At 70.9% G+C, this 12,902-nt stretch carries 7 protein-coding genes and 1 pseudogene; 4 read left to right on the top strand and 4 right to left on the bottom strand.

Annotation, left to right across the window (positions count from 1 at the left end; genetic code table 11):
- Positions 1-66 precede the first annotated feature (66 nt).
- The 3 genes from J5X07_RS09700 (at position 67) to J5X07_RS09690 (ending at position 6,603) form a co-directional block, all read left to right on the top strand.
- On the top strand, positions 67-1,371 hold the full coding sequence (locus tag J5X07_RS09700; RefSeq protein ID WP_208479668.1) for a nucleotide sugar dehydrogenase: 1,305 nt from the start codon (positions 67-69) through the stop codon (positions 1,369-1,371).
- A 53-nt stretch (positions 1,372-1,424) separates the two neighbouring features.
- The gene (locus tag J5X07_RS09695) at positions 1,425-3,647 is read left to right on the top strand and encodes a DUF6541 family protein (protein WP_208479667.1); all 2,223 of its coding nucleotides are present in this window, start codon (positions 1,425-1,427) and stop codon (positions 3,645-3,647) included.
- A gap of 511 nt (positions 3,648-4,158) precedes the next feature.
- Positions 4,159-6,603, top strand: a complete 2,445-nt coding sequence (locus J5X07_RS09690; protein ID WP_124934151.1) for a DUF6541 family protein — start codon at positions 4,159-4,161, stop codon at positions 6,601-6,603.
- Between the two features lie 19 nt (positions 6,604-6,622).
- Here the strand turns inward: J5X07_RS09690 and rfbB are convergent, their stop codons facing one another.
- Entirely contained in the window at positions 6,623-7,618 is a 996-nt protein-coding gene (gene rfbB / locus J5X07_RS09685) for a dTDP-glucose 4,6-dehydratase (RefSeq protein ID WP_124934150.1), read from the bottom strand.
- Positions 7,619-8,029: 411 nt separating this feature from the next.
- Between rfbB and J5X07_RS13300 the strand changes: the two genes are divergently transcribed.
- Positions 8,030-10,927, top strand: a complete 2,898-nt coding sequence (locus J5X07_RS13300; RefSeq protein WP_208479666.1) for an N-acetylmuramoyl-L-alanine amidase — start codon at positions 8,030-8,032, stop codon at positions 10,925-10,927.
- A 103-nt stretch (positions 10,928-11,030) separates the two neighbouring features.
- Here J5X07_RS13300 and J5X07_RS09675 read toward each other — a convergent pair whose 3' ends face one another.
- The 3 genes and pseudogenes from J5X07_RS09675 to J5X07_RS09665 form a co-directional block, all read right to left on the bottom strand.
- Entirely contained in the window at positions 11,031-11,261 is a 231-nt protein-coding gene (locus J5X07_RS09675; RefSeq protein ID WP_208479665.1) for a hypothetical protein, read from the bottom strand.
- Between the two features lie 57 nt (positions 11,262-11,318).
- Positions 11,319-12,503: an MFS transporter gene (locus J5X07_RS09670; RefSeq protein WP_208479664.1), complete on the bottom strand. Its 1,185-nt coding sequence runs from the start codon at positions 12,501-12,503 to the stop codon at positions 11,319-11,321.
- An 82-nt stretch (positions 12,504-12,585) separates the two neighbouring features.
- A pseudogene (locus J5X07_RS09665) lies at positions 12,586-12,902 on the bottom strand (hypothetical protein); the annotation flags it as partial.

Here is a 12,902-nt window from a genome sequence, read left to right as displayed (position 1 = left end):
ACAGGACCCCAAGGAACCTCATTCCCCCTCGGCGCAGCGCCGGGCGGGGCCGAAGAAGGGACAAGCATGCGTATCGCCGTCGTCGCCCTGGGCAAGATCGGGCTCCCCCTGGCCGTCCAGTACGCCGAGAAGGGCCACGAGGTCATCGGGGTGGATGTCAACCCGGCCACCGTCGAGGCCGTCAACGCCGGGATCGAGCCCTTCCCCGGGGAGGCCCACCTGGCGGAGAAGCTGGCCGCCCTGAACCCCACCACCGGCAACGGCTCCCTGCGCGCCACCACCGACTACTCCCGGGCCATCCCCGGCGCCGAGGCGATCGTGCTGGTGGTCCCGCTGTTCGTCGACGACGCCACCTGGGAGCCCGACTTCGCCTGGATGGACGCTGCCACCGCCTCCCTGGCCGAGCACCTGAGCCCCGGCACCCTCATCTCCTATGAGACGACCCTGCCCGTGGGCACCCTCAGGGGCCGCTGGAAGCCCATGATCGAGGAGATCTCGGGCCTGCAGGAGGGCAAGGACTTCCACCTGGTCTTCAGCCCCGAGCGCGTGCTCACCGGCCGGGTCTTCGCCGATCTGCGCCGCTACCCCAAGCTCGTGGGGGGCCTGAGCGAGGCCGGGACCCGGGCCGGCATCGAGTTCTACGAGCAGGTCCTGGACTTCGATGAGCGCGAGGACCTGCCCCGCCCCAACGGCGTGTGGGACATGGGCACCGCTGAGGCCGCGGAGATGGCCAAGCTCGCCGAGACCACCTACCGGGACGTCAACATCGGGCTGGCCAACCAGTTCGCCGTCTACGCCGACAAGGCCGGCTTCGACGTCGAGCGCGTCATCGAGGCCTGCAACTCCCAGCCCTACTCCCACATCCACCGGCCCGGCATCGCCGTGGGCGGCCACTGCATCCCCGTCTACCCGCGCCTGTACCTGTCCACCGACCCCGAGGCCTCGGTGGTGCGCACCGCCCGCGCCTTCAACGCCACCATGCCCGGCTACGTCGTGGGCCGGGCCCAGGAGGTCCTCGGCTCCCTGGAGGGCCTGCGCGTGGTGGTCCTGGGCGCCTCCTACCGGGGCGGGGTCAAGGAGACGGCCTTCTCCGGCGTCTTCCCCGCCGTGGAGGCCCTGGAGGCCGCCGGGGCCAGGGTCAGTGTCCACGACCCCATGTACACCGACGAGGAGCTGTCCTCCTTCGGCTGGACCCCCTACCACCTGGGCGAGCAGGCCGATGTGGCCATCGTCCAGGCCGACCACGCCGAGTACCGCGAGCTGTCCCCCGCCGACCTGCCCGGCCTGCGCCTGCTGCTCGACGGGCGCCGCGCCACCGACCCCGCCGCCTGGAGCGGGGTGCCGCGCCTGACCATCGGCGGGGGGCAGTAGGCCATGGGCCGCCCGATGCCCCGGCGCAGCAGCCCCCGAGGGGCTGAGGAGGCGTGACCCTCCTCCTGGCGGCCGCGCTCTTCGCCCTACTGGTGTGGATCCCGGGGGGCCTCGTGGCGAGGGCCGCCGGCCTGCGGGGCTGGGGTGCCCTGGCGGCGTCCCCGGGCATCACCGCGCTGCTGGTGGCCGTGGCCTCCATGGTCCTGCCACTGCTCGGCCTGCCCTGGACGGTGGCGGCCCTGCCGGCCCTCGCGCTGCTGACCCTGCTGGCAGCGCTCCTCTGCCTGGTGCCGGCCCTCACCCGGCGGTCCCGGGCCGCCTCCCGGGACGGGGCCGGGGGAGCGCCCCAGGGCCCGGGCGGCACCCTGGCGGGTGCCCGCCGGGTGGTCCTGGCCCGGGCGGGGAGCGGGGCGCGCGAGAGGCTGCCGGTCATCGGCGCGGTCCTCCTGTGCGCCGCGGCCTGCCTGTGCTCCTACCTGTGGGGCGCGGTCCACGACCGGTGGCCGGCGCAGGCCTTCGACGCCACCTTCCACCTCAGCGCCGTCGCCGCCATCCGGGAGGAGGGCGACGCCTCGCTCCTGGGCGGCCTGCGCACCCTCTACCAGGGGGCGGCCCTGTACTACCCCAGTGTGTGGCACGCCCTGGTGGCGCTCCTGCCCGGGAGCATCCCGGTGGCCACCAACGGCGCCCTGCTGGGCCTGGGCGGCCTGGTCTGGCCGGCCTCGCTGGCCGGGATGCTCCTGGGGCTGCGCCCCGATCTTCCCGCCGGCCCGCGCGCCGGAGTGTGGGCGGTGGCCCTGAGCGTCCTGGTGGGCGGGAGCGCCGCGGCCTTCACCGTGCTGACCACCGCGCTGACCGTGTGGCCCTACGCCCTGAGCGTCACCGCACTGCCCGGGTGCCTGCTCCTGGCCCACCTCCTGCTGACCCCCGCGCCGGATGGCGGGAGGGCCCCCGGTGCGGGCGCCGTGCCGCAGGACGGCCCGCCGGCGTCGGCGGGACCAGCCGATGCGGATGCGGCCGATGCCGTCGACGGGCCCCCGGCGGTGCCGGCCCTCCTGCCCGGGCCCGGTGCCACGGCCCTCCTCCTGGCCCTGGCCGTGGGCGGCACGGTGGCCTCTCACGGCACGGGCGCCTTCAACCTCCTGGTCCTGGGCGCGGCCTGGATCCCCCGGCTGTGGCGGGCGGTGGGATGCTGGTCGGTGCGGCTGCGCTCAGCGGGGCTGGTCCTGGCCCTGGTGGTGACGGCCGGCGCCCTGTGGGCGCTGCGCCGCCCCCTGGCCTCCGTCATGGGCTACCAGCGCGACGACGGCGGTTGGGCGGGCCTGGCCTCGACCGCCGGGCAGGCCCTCGCCGACCTGCCCATGTACGGGCGGGTGTGGAGCCCCTTCGCCCTGCTGGGCATCCTCATGGCCGGGCTCACCCTGGTAGGGGCCTGGGCGGTCCGGGCCCATCCCCGCCTAAGGGCCTGGGGCGCCATGTGGGGCATCTCGCTCCTCCTGCTCATCAGCGTGGGCGGCCCCTCCTGGTGGGGCCGCCAGCTCGGATCGCCCTGGTACCTGCAGAAGGCGCGCCTGGCGTCCCTGGTGCTGGTGCCGGCCCTGGCGCTCATCTGCCTGGCCTGGGCCGGGCTGCTGGAGCGCCGGGGCGCGGGAGGGCGCCGCGAGCCGCAGCAGGACGCGGCAGGGCAGGCCGTGCTGCGGCAGAGCGGGCCGTGGCGGTCAGTGCCCCTGCCGACCGCCCCTCGGCGGGCTCTGGCCGCGGGGCTCATCGCCCTGCTCCTGGTGGTGGGGCGCCTGCCGCTGCAGCGGGACCTGGTGGCCAGCGTCCACGACCCCGATCAGGTGCGCTACGGCACCCTGGTGGCCCGAGAGGAGTTCGGCTTCTTCCAGCGGGCTGCCGGCATGCTGCCCCAGGACGCCGTGGTCCTGGGGGCACCCTCGCGCGGCGCCTCCCACCTGTGGGCCGTCGAGGGCATCCGCGTGGTCTACCCGGTGCGATCCGCCCCGATGCCCGACAGCGCGCAGGACCGGCTCATCGCGGCATGGCCCGGGGTGGTTGCCCAGGACGGCGGGGGACTGGCGCAGGCCTGCCCACTGCTGGAGGAGCTGGGGGCCGAGTACCTCTACACCGACTCCTCCCCGGATGCCGGGGGGTCCCGCGCCGGCCAGCCTCCTCTGCGCTGGGACGGCGCCCTGACCGTGCTGCCCTCCGACGGGCTGGAGCTGGTGCACCGCGAGGGGCACTACGCCCTGTGGCGCATCACCGCCTGCCAGTAGGGGCAGTATCCCTCGTCGCGGGCTGCGCCAGTCCCCTCCTCGTTGCACATCTTCATGCCCCGATCCGCCAGCAGGCCCCCGCTTTTCCGCAGGATTCCGGTGGAGGCCGAATCCGGGCGGGGCTGAAGATGTGCAACGAGGGCGCCGCTGCACATCTTCAGCCCCTGCAGACCGGCCTCCGGCCGGGCGAACCGCGGAATCATGCGGATCGACCGGGCGGTCTATTCTTGAAGATGTGCAACACCCGGGGCTGGTGATCTCCGCCGGCACGGCCCTGAATCGGCAGCTGTGATGAGAAGGGCCCCTGTGCCTCGGGCCCGCATTCCCGGCTCCCGAGGAGCGGCACCGCGGGAGAGGCGGCTGTCTGTCGGCCCCGGCATTCGCTGAGACGGTGGATGAGGGGGCTATGAGGGCCGGGCTATTGCGAGGAGTGGTGGCACTGAACATCACGAATAGGTCTCCCGGGGCGCGCGTCACGGGATGAGAAGAGCCATGGGATAGCCTTTCAATCGTGATCGAGTGGACAGTCGCCATAGCTCTCGCGAGTCTGCTCTTCCTGGCAATCGTGCTGCCGGGCGCACTGCTCCTGCGCGCCCTGGGCGCCAGCGGATCCGCCGCCCTGGCCGGGGGTCCCGGGCTGAGCATCACGACGATCACCGCGGCCACCATCGTCCTGCCATTGCTGGGCATGCGGTGGACGCTGGGCACCGCAGCGGCACTGCTCCTGGCGATCTGCGCGCTCAGCGCCGTCCCCGTCGCGCTCCGGTGGAGGAGGCGCGGCGCCGGGCGCGAGGCCGGCGCGCAGGAGCGCGGCAGCAGCGAGGGGACGACCGGTGACGACGGCCTCGACGGGGGCGGGGACCCGCAGGGGTCTGATGATGCCGAGGAGCCCGGACTCCTCAAGGATGACGACGACGCCGATGAGGGTGAGCGCGCTGACCACGTGCAGGAGGCGGCCGGCCCGGAGGAGCGGGACGACTCTGAGGGGGCCGGCGTTCCGGAGGCGGCCGATGGCCTTGCGGATGCTCGTGGCCATGTCCTTCGCTTCGTCATCGGCAGCGTGACGCACGATGATGACTCCACCGGTGAGGAGGCTGACGAGGAGGGGAGCACCGAGGAGCCGGATACTGCTGAGGATCCCGGTCCTGCCGAGGATCCCGGTCCGGTCGAGAATCCCAGTCCAGCCGAGGAGCCGGAGCCGGCTCCCGCCTCCGCCCCGCTCCGGGCCGTGGCCGGCCCCCTGGCCGCCCGGGCCCGCGAGTACTGGCCCGCGCTCATCGGCGTGCTGGCCGTGGCCGTGCCCCAGATGGTCGTCCTGATCCAGGTCATGGGCCGCCCCACGGCGATCCTCCAGAACCACGACGCGATGTTCCACCTCAACCTCATCGCCCAGATCGAGGACAGCGGCAACGCCTCCCTGCTGACCTCGGCCGATGCCGTCAACGGCGGGGGCTACTACCCCAATCTGTGGCATGCGGTGGCGGCCATCCTCCCCGGGGTTCCCGCCACCGTGGCCTTCAACACCGTGCTGCTCACGGTGGTCGCCCTCCTGACCCCTCTGGGGTGCATCCTCCTGGTGCGGGCCCTGGGCGGTGGTGGGGCGGCCATGACCCTGGCCCCCTTCGCGGCCACCGTGACCATGTGGTTCCCCGGCCTCATGCTCTACTTCCACGGCCAGACCCCCACGGCCCTGTCGGTGGCACTCATCCCCTTCGCCCTGGCCGCGATCCTGGAGTGGTCCGGAGACAAGGCCCGGCTGGGCGCGCTGTGCGCGGCCGTGGCCGCCATGGCCGGTGCCGGGATCGCCCACGCCGGTGCCGGGCAGATCCTCATGGTGGTCGGCGCCGTCCTGGCAGTGGTGTGGAGCGCCCGGCTGCTGGCCCACTGGAGGAGTCTGGGACTCCGGGCGCGTCTGGCCTCGCCCCTGCCGGCGATCTGCGGCCTGCTGCTCCTGTGGGGCATGGGCTCCTCGCCGACCCTTCGGTTCATGGGCACCTACTACCGCGCCGAGGTGCCCGCGGGCCGGGCCCTGCTCAACGCCCTGACCCTGGCGCCCTTCGCCGAGCTCGGCACCGTCTGGCACCACCTCGTCCTGGCGCTGGCCTCCCTGGCCGGCCTGGTCCTGCTCATCGCCGGGCGCCGGTGGACCTTCGTCATCTGCTGGGCCGTCATCCTCATCCTCGACCTCATCGCCGTGCTGCCCGAGGGCTGGTGGCGCGCCTACGTGGGTGGCTGGTGGCGCGATGAGGCCCGCTTCCGAGCCGTTCTGGCCGTCCTGGCCGGGGTCCTGGCCGCCTACGCCCTGGGCCGCCTGGCGACCTGGTGCCTGGATGCGCTCCGCCGCCGAGGGGGCCGTGCCGGCGGGAGGGCCGGTGCCAGCCGCCCGGCGGCGGTGGGAGGGCTCCTGGTGCTCGCGCTCGCGGTGGGCGCCATCGGCCACGGCTCCCTGGAGGACGACTCCCTGTGGGCGCGTCGGGCCTACGATGTGGACCACATGATCCACTCCCCCTGGTTGGACCCGGGGGAGGAGCGGTTCATGGCCTACCTGGAGCAGCACCTGCCCGACGACGCGGTGGTCTACGGCTACCCGGCCTCCGGGGCCGGGCTGCTGCCCGTGCTCACCGACATCGAGTCCTTCCACCGCATCGACAGCGTCGGCGGCGACCGCCTGGACAAGCGCTACGTGGGCAGGGCCTTCGATGAGCTCCGCACCGACCCGAAGGTCTGCGCCATCATCAACGACATCGGGGGCACGCCCCTGTACTACGAGGACCGCACCGCCGACCCTCGGGAGATCGGGGGGGAGTTCCCCGGCTACCTCGAGGTCGACACCTCACAGGGCTTCACCCTCCTGGCCACCAATGGGCGGGCGGCCATCTGGCGCATCACCGCCTGCGACCCGCTGGCACAGGCGGCACAGGAGGGACTGCTGGACCAGCAGCGGGACGGCTCCTGAGAGCAGGGGCGGTGCCGGGCTACTGGCCCTGGGCGGCGTACTTGGCCTCGACCTCGGCCTTGAGCGGCCGCCACCAGTCCTCGTTGTCGCGGTACCAGGCGATGGTGGCCTCCAGGCCCGAGCGGAAATCGGTGTACCGGGGCTGCCAGCCCAGCTCCTGGACCAGCTTGGAGTTGTCGATGGCGTAGCGCAGGTCGTGGCCGGGCCGGTCGGCCACGTGCTCGTAGTCGTCGGGCTCGCGGCCCATGAGCTCGCAGATGAGCTCGACGACCTCCTTGTTGCTCTTCTCCCCCTCGGCGCCGATGAGGTAGGTCTCCCCGATCCGGCCCTTCTCGATGATGTCCCACACGGCGTCGTTGTGGTCCAGCACGTGGATCCAGTCGCGCACGTTCTGCCCGGCGCCGTAGAGCTTGGGGCGCACGCCGTCGATGAGGTTGGTGATCTGGCGGGGGATGAACTTCTCGATGTGCTGGTAGGGGCCGTAGTTGTTCGAGCAGTTGGAGATGGTGGCCTCCACCCCGAAGGAGCGCACCCAGGCGCGCACCAGCAGGTCCGAGCCCGCCTTGGAGGCGGAGTAGGGGGAGGAGGGGTTGTAGGGGGTGGTGGCCGTGAACTTCGCGGGGTCGTCCAGCTCCAGGTCCCCGTAGACCTCGTCGGTGGAGATGTGGTGGAAGCGGACCCCGTGGCGGCGCACCGCCTCCAGGAGGGTGAAGGTGCCCACGAGGTTGGTGCGGATGAAGGGGGAGGGGTCGCGCAGGGAGTTGTCGTTGTGGGACTCGGCGGCGAAGTGGACGACGACGTCGGCCTGGGCCACCAGCGGGTCGACCGTGTCGGCGTCGGCGATATCGCCCACGACCAGCGTGGCACGATCCCCGAGGTCCGCCAGGGAGCCCTTGTTGCCCGCGTAGGTGAGTTTGTCCAGGACGGTGACGGCGGCGTCGGGGAAGCGGTTGAGGGTCTGGTGGACGAAGTTGGCGCCGATGAAGCCGGCGCCTCCGGTGATGAGGACGTGCATGGAAACTGCTCCGATACTGACGGGTTCGCGGCCTGAGGGCGCCGCTGTGAGACGGCGTCATCATGCCACAGGGCCAGCACCGCCGTCGGGCCCCGGACGGGCCCGCCCGGGGCCCGACGGCTTCGGCGGGAATCGATCCGTGATCATGGGCCCAGGATCGTGACGGTTCTGTAGCGCCTCCGGGAGAAGTCCGGAATTCCGGGAGAAAGCGGTGGCCGGCGGGGGCCGGGGGCGCGGTGCTGACGGTTGCGGGGGAGATTCGGGGGCAGTTGCGGTGTTGCATTCAGGAACTTCTCGGTAATGTGTCACTTACGCCCCAGTGTTCACACGTGACACTCTCTGCGCGCGATAGGCGCGCTCCCGGGGTGCTTCCTCTCCATATCACTCCTGTCCCCTGCCGAAAGGAACCCTATGTCGGCACGACGCTTCCTCGGTGTCGCGGTGGCGATCCCCCTCCTCCTGGTGGGAGCGCCGCCAGCGGCGATCGCCGAGCCGCCGAGCTCCCAGGACCCCGCACCCGTCCAGATCCTGCCCCTGACGACCTCCTCGGGGGCCAGTACGGAACTGGGCCAGGGAGGGCTCGACTCGCCCGGCGATGCCGCCTCCCCCGAGGCGCAGGACCCCTCCTCCCCGCAGGGCCGGGGTGACCAGGCTCCCGCCGGCACCTCCGGGGGCATGGCCGTGCGCCCGGGACTGCCCTCCCTGCTGGCAGCCGAGCTGGGAAGCGGGGTGGACCCCGAGGCCGACGCCGTGCTGCTCACCGACCCCCTGGAGGTCGACGACTTCTACGTCGCGGGCTTCACCTGGAGCGGCGGGGAGGGCCTGGCCGAGGGCGTCCAGATCTACCTGCGGGTGCGCGAGGGCGGTGCCTGGTCCCCGTGGTTCCTCAACGAGATGGTCGACGGCGGCCCGGATGAGAGCACCTTCAACGGCACCTCTGAGTTCATCACCGGTGGGGCCGAGGCCGTCCAGGCCTCCGTCGTCGGCAGCGCCGAGGCCCTGCCCGCCGACCTCAAGCTCGCCCTCGTGCCCGGCCAGCCGCAGGGCGAGGAGGTCCTGGAGGCATCGCAGCTGGCCACCTCCCAGGCGGAGCCCACGGCGGTGGCATCCCAGAGCGCCCAGCCCGCCGGTCCTCCGGCCACCCCCGTTGAGCCGACGACGGCGCCCGGGGCTGCCGAGGCCCCCGAGCAGTCCGCGGCCTCGCCGGCGCCCCAGCAGTCCGCGGCCTCGCCCGCGGTGCCCGGCTCGGCCTCGCCCACTGGCGGGATGGGGCTCGCCCCGGGGGTGGGCACGGCCCTGGCGGCGGCCACGGCCAATGGCCTGCCGGTGTCGGTGACCACTCGCGAGCAGTGGGGGGCCAACCCCGCGTACATGTCCTGGAGCCCCACCTATGCCACGGCCACCCACGTGGTGGTCCACCACACCGCGGGGACCAATAACTACTCGGCCGCCCAGTCCCCCTCCATCGTCCGCGGCATCTACCACTACCATGCCGTCACCCTGGACTGGGGCGATATCGGCTACAACTTCCTCATCGACAAGTACGGCCAGGTCTTCGAGGGCCGCTACGGCTCCACCAGGGCCGCCGCCGGCAAGATGCCCGCGGGCGCGCACGCCCGCGGGGCGAATACCGGCACCATGGGCCTGTCGATGATGGGCGACTACAGCTCGGTGGTGCCCTCCGCCTCCCAGATCAAGGCCGTGGGCACGATGGCCGGCTGGTTCCTGGGGCGCGCGGGCGTGAGCGACGCCCGTGGCTCGGCTCCCTTCACCATCAAGACCACCGAGAAGTACGCGGCGGGCGCCACCGTCACCCTGCCCCGCATCCTGGGGCACCGCGACGTGGGCTACACCGCCTGCCCCGGCAATGTCGGCTACTCCCGCCTGGGGGAGATCCGCTCCATCGCCCAGTCCCAGACTCATGACGGATCCCGCTGGGTCAAGAACGGCGGCGTGTGGAACCACTACGGCGCCAACGGCACCAAGTCCACCGGCTGGGTGTCCTACAAGGGCGAGTGGTACTACCTGGGCTCGGATGGCGCGATGGCCACCGGATGGGCCAAGGTGGGCGGGTCCTGGTATTTCCTGGGCTCCAGTGGGGCGATGGCCACGGGGTGGTTGAAGTCCGGCGGCTCGTGGTACTACTTGGGCTCCAGTGGGGCGATGGCGACCGGCTGGCAGAAGGTGGGCGGCTCGTGGTACTACCTCAGTCCCTCCAGCGGTGCCATGGCCACCGGGTGGCAGAGGATCGGCGGGTCCTGGTATTTCCTGGGCTCCAGTGGGGCGATGGCCACGGGGTGGTTGAAGTCCGGTGGCTCGTGGTACTACCTGGGCTCCAGTGGGGCGATGGCGACCGGCTGGCAGAAGGTGGGCGGCTCGTGGTACTACCTCAGTCCCTCCAGCGGTGCCATGGCCACCGGGTGGCAGAGGATCGGCGGGTCCTGGTACTTCCTGGGCTCCAGTGGGGCGATGGCCACGGGGTGGTTGAAGTCCGGCGGCTCGTGGTACTACCTGGGCTCCAGTGGAGCGATGGCGACCGGCTGGCAGAAGATCGGTGGGTCCTGGTACTACCTCAATCCCTCCAGCGGCGCCATGGCCACCGGCGTGGTGCAGATCGACGGCGCCTCCCACGGATTCGCCAGCAGCGGCGCGTGGACCGGCGAGGCCTCCGCGGCCAAGGAGGTGAAGGACGGGTGGAGCCTCCAGGGGAGCACCTACACCCTCTACCGGGGCGGACGTGCCGTGGAGTCCCAGCCCCTGCGCTCGATCATGGCCTCACCGAGCGCTGGCAAGGCGCAGGTGATCTCGGCGATGACCTCGGCCTACTCCTCCTCGGGGCGCTCCTATCCTGCCAGGGCGCTGGGCAGCGGTGGGGCTCCGAGTGCCAAGGACTTCTTCACCATCCTCTATGAGGAGGCCGTGGCCGAGGGAGTCAGCCCCGAGCTGCTCTTCGCCCAGGTGGTCAAGGAGACCGGCTGGCTCCAGTTCGGTGGGGATGTCAAGGTCGGCCAGTTCAACTTCGGCGGACTGGGCGCCACTGGGGGAGGGGTGGCGGGCAACCGCTTCCCCAGCGTGCGCGTGGGATTGCGGGCCCAGGCCCAGCACCTGCGGGCCTATGCGGAGGCCGGTGTGAGCGCCGGCTCCCTGGCGAACCCGGTGGTGGACCCGCGTTTCCAGTACGTGCGCAAGGGCTCGGCCCCCTACATCCAGTACCTCGGCATCCAGGAGAACCCCCATGGCGGGGGCTGGGCGGCCTCGCGCCACTACGGCATCGAGCTGGTCAAGCTCATGGACCAGTACTTCGGCTGAGCCGGGGCCTGGCCCTGCCCGGGCCTTCTCGGTGACCGTCGTCGGGCTGCAGTGCTCATGTCGCGCTGCAGCCCGACGGCGGTCACTGCCATTGGTCGGCGGGTCAGGGAGGTGCGGTGCGCATCTGGGGGTCGGGACCCGGACTGCTGCTCCCGCCGATATTCTCGTTGACTGGGGAGGTCTCGCGGGCAAGGTGGTGAGTCAGGCCCGGGCAGGAGAGGAAGAGGATCATGAGGATGATGCCGACCGCGATCAGAGGGAGCTCGTCGGTCGGTCCGCCCCTCTTCTCATCCTTCTCATCACTGTTGGGCATGGGGGGCTTCTGGCGGGTCATGCCCCGTCTTGCTCCTCGCCTGGTCGGTCATATGGCCGTCGCCGGTGGCTCATGCTGCTATGGGGTGCTGCTCCGCAGCGCGGAAGTCTTGCGACTCGCATGACGCAGCACGCCGAAGAGGACCAGTAGCGCGGCGGACAGGAGCATAGCGCTTGATATGATCTGCGCTCCTGCTGGGCCGAGATCACTGACCATCAGTGCTGCAGCGGGGGGTGCAATGGTGAGCACGACTCCGATGCACGCATCGAACCCCGCCTGTGCTTTGCCCAGTACTGAACGATCAACGAGCCTGCTGGTGAGTGTCACTCGTCCTACGAAGGCGGATGAGTCGCCGAAGCCGAACATGAATGAGCACATGACGATGGTGACGGAATTTTCCAGCATCCCCATGCCTGCGAGCGCCGCGCACATAATAGCGATGCCCACAACCGTGAGGACGCCGCCTCGTGCACTACTACGAGAGGCTACCAGCGCCGATCCGGACAGTGCGCCGAGCGCACGAGCGCTGAGCACGACCCCGAGCAGGCCGGAGAAGTCCTCGGTGGAGGAGATCTCTTCTGCTCTGAACGGGTCGGAGACCACGAGCAGCGAGGCGACCGCGGCAACGATGATCCAGGCGACCACGAGTCTCCTCAGTGCAGTATTTCCGAGTACCTCGGCGAAGCCTCCAAACCTGCTCTGGTGGTTCCCCGACTCGGCCGCAGGGAAACCGTGAATCAATGAGATCGCGCAAGCCGATACGAGAAAAGTGAGTGAGTTCGCCGCAAAGGCAAAGCTGGCGCCGAACGAGGACACCAATACTGCTGAGGCCGCTGGCCCGATGACGTTCCCCACATTTCGTGCGGATTCGATGGTGCCGAGCACTTGGCTCACTCGCTCGTCATCCTGTCGGCCGATCGCCGCGATTCCGGCGGTGTTGGACGACCCTTCAAAGAGTGCCGATAGGACGCCAAAGGTGATGATCCATATCGTCGCTCCCTGGGACAGTGCCGCCGCGAGGAAGCACCCGGCGCACAGTAGGTCGCTTGTCACGAGGACGTGCTTTGCGCTGGCCTTGTCGGCCAGGTATCCGTTCAGTGGGGCGAAGGTCACACTCACGAAAGCCACTGCGCCCATGTAGAAGCCGACGTAGGATCCGCCTTCGGCTGCTAGCACCACGAGCAGCGCCACATGTGCGCCGTTACCGCCGAAGTTGCTGATGCCCCGAGCGAAGGCGAACAGGCCGACATCACGTCCACTCATCAATATCGCCTCACAATCGTATTGCCTAGGGCGACGGAGCCGGGCTCAGGCATCCGGCACGCATGAAGGGCTTCTTCGTCATCTACTGACAGGCCATGAAGTCAGGATCGTCTGCGTCGCTCCGTGAATAGTCTGCCGTCATCAGCTCCCCGTCGTGATCACTCGCGCGTCCTCTCGCTGAGGTTGTGGGTGTGGTCCAGCCTGGTGAGGGTGTGGGGTTGGTGGGCTCCTGGGGGCTCCAGGTCTCGTGGTCGCGGTGTCGTCTGCCGATACCGCGTAGGTGGGTGGGGATGTTCTCGGTTCCGGTGGGCCAGTCCTGGTAGATGGTGCCGGGGTGGCAGCCGGTGGTGATGACGACGGTGGTGTATCCGGGGGCGGCGGCATCGAACCAGATCCTGG

The sequence above is a fragment of the Actinomyces bowdenii genome (genome assembly GCF_017592395.1).
GTDB lineage: Bacteria > Actinomycetota > Actinomycetes > Actinomycetales > Actinomycetaceae > Actinomyces > Actinomyces bowdenii.
The sequence above is the reverse complement of the archived record's forward strand: the minus strand, read 5'-3'. Positions and strand labels throughout refer to the sequence as shown.

Excerpts from the sequence above, each read along its gene's own strand:
- J5X07_RS13300 (WP_208479666.1), top strand. The coding sequence starts at position 8,030 with ATGTCGGCACGACGCTTCCTCGGTGTCGCGGTGGCGATCCCCCTCCTC.
- J5X07_RS09675 (WP_208479665.1), bottom strand. The coding sequence starts at position 11,261 with ATGACCCGCCAGAAGCCCCCCATGCCCAACAGTGATGAGAAGGATGAG.
- J5X07_RS09670 (WP_208479664.1), bottom strand. The coding sequence starts at position 12,503 with ATGAGTGGACGTGATGTCGGCCTGTTCGCCTTCGCTCGGGGCATCAGC.
- rfbB (WP_124934150.1), bottom strand. The coding sequence starts at position 7,618 with ATGCACGTCCTCATCACCGGAGGCGCCGGCTTCATCGGCGCCAACTTC.
- J5X07_RS09700 (WP_208479668.1), top strand. The coding sequence starts at position 67 with ATGCGTATCGCCGTCGTCGCCCTGGGCAAGATCGGGCTCCCCCTGGCC.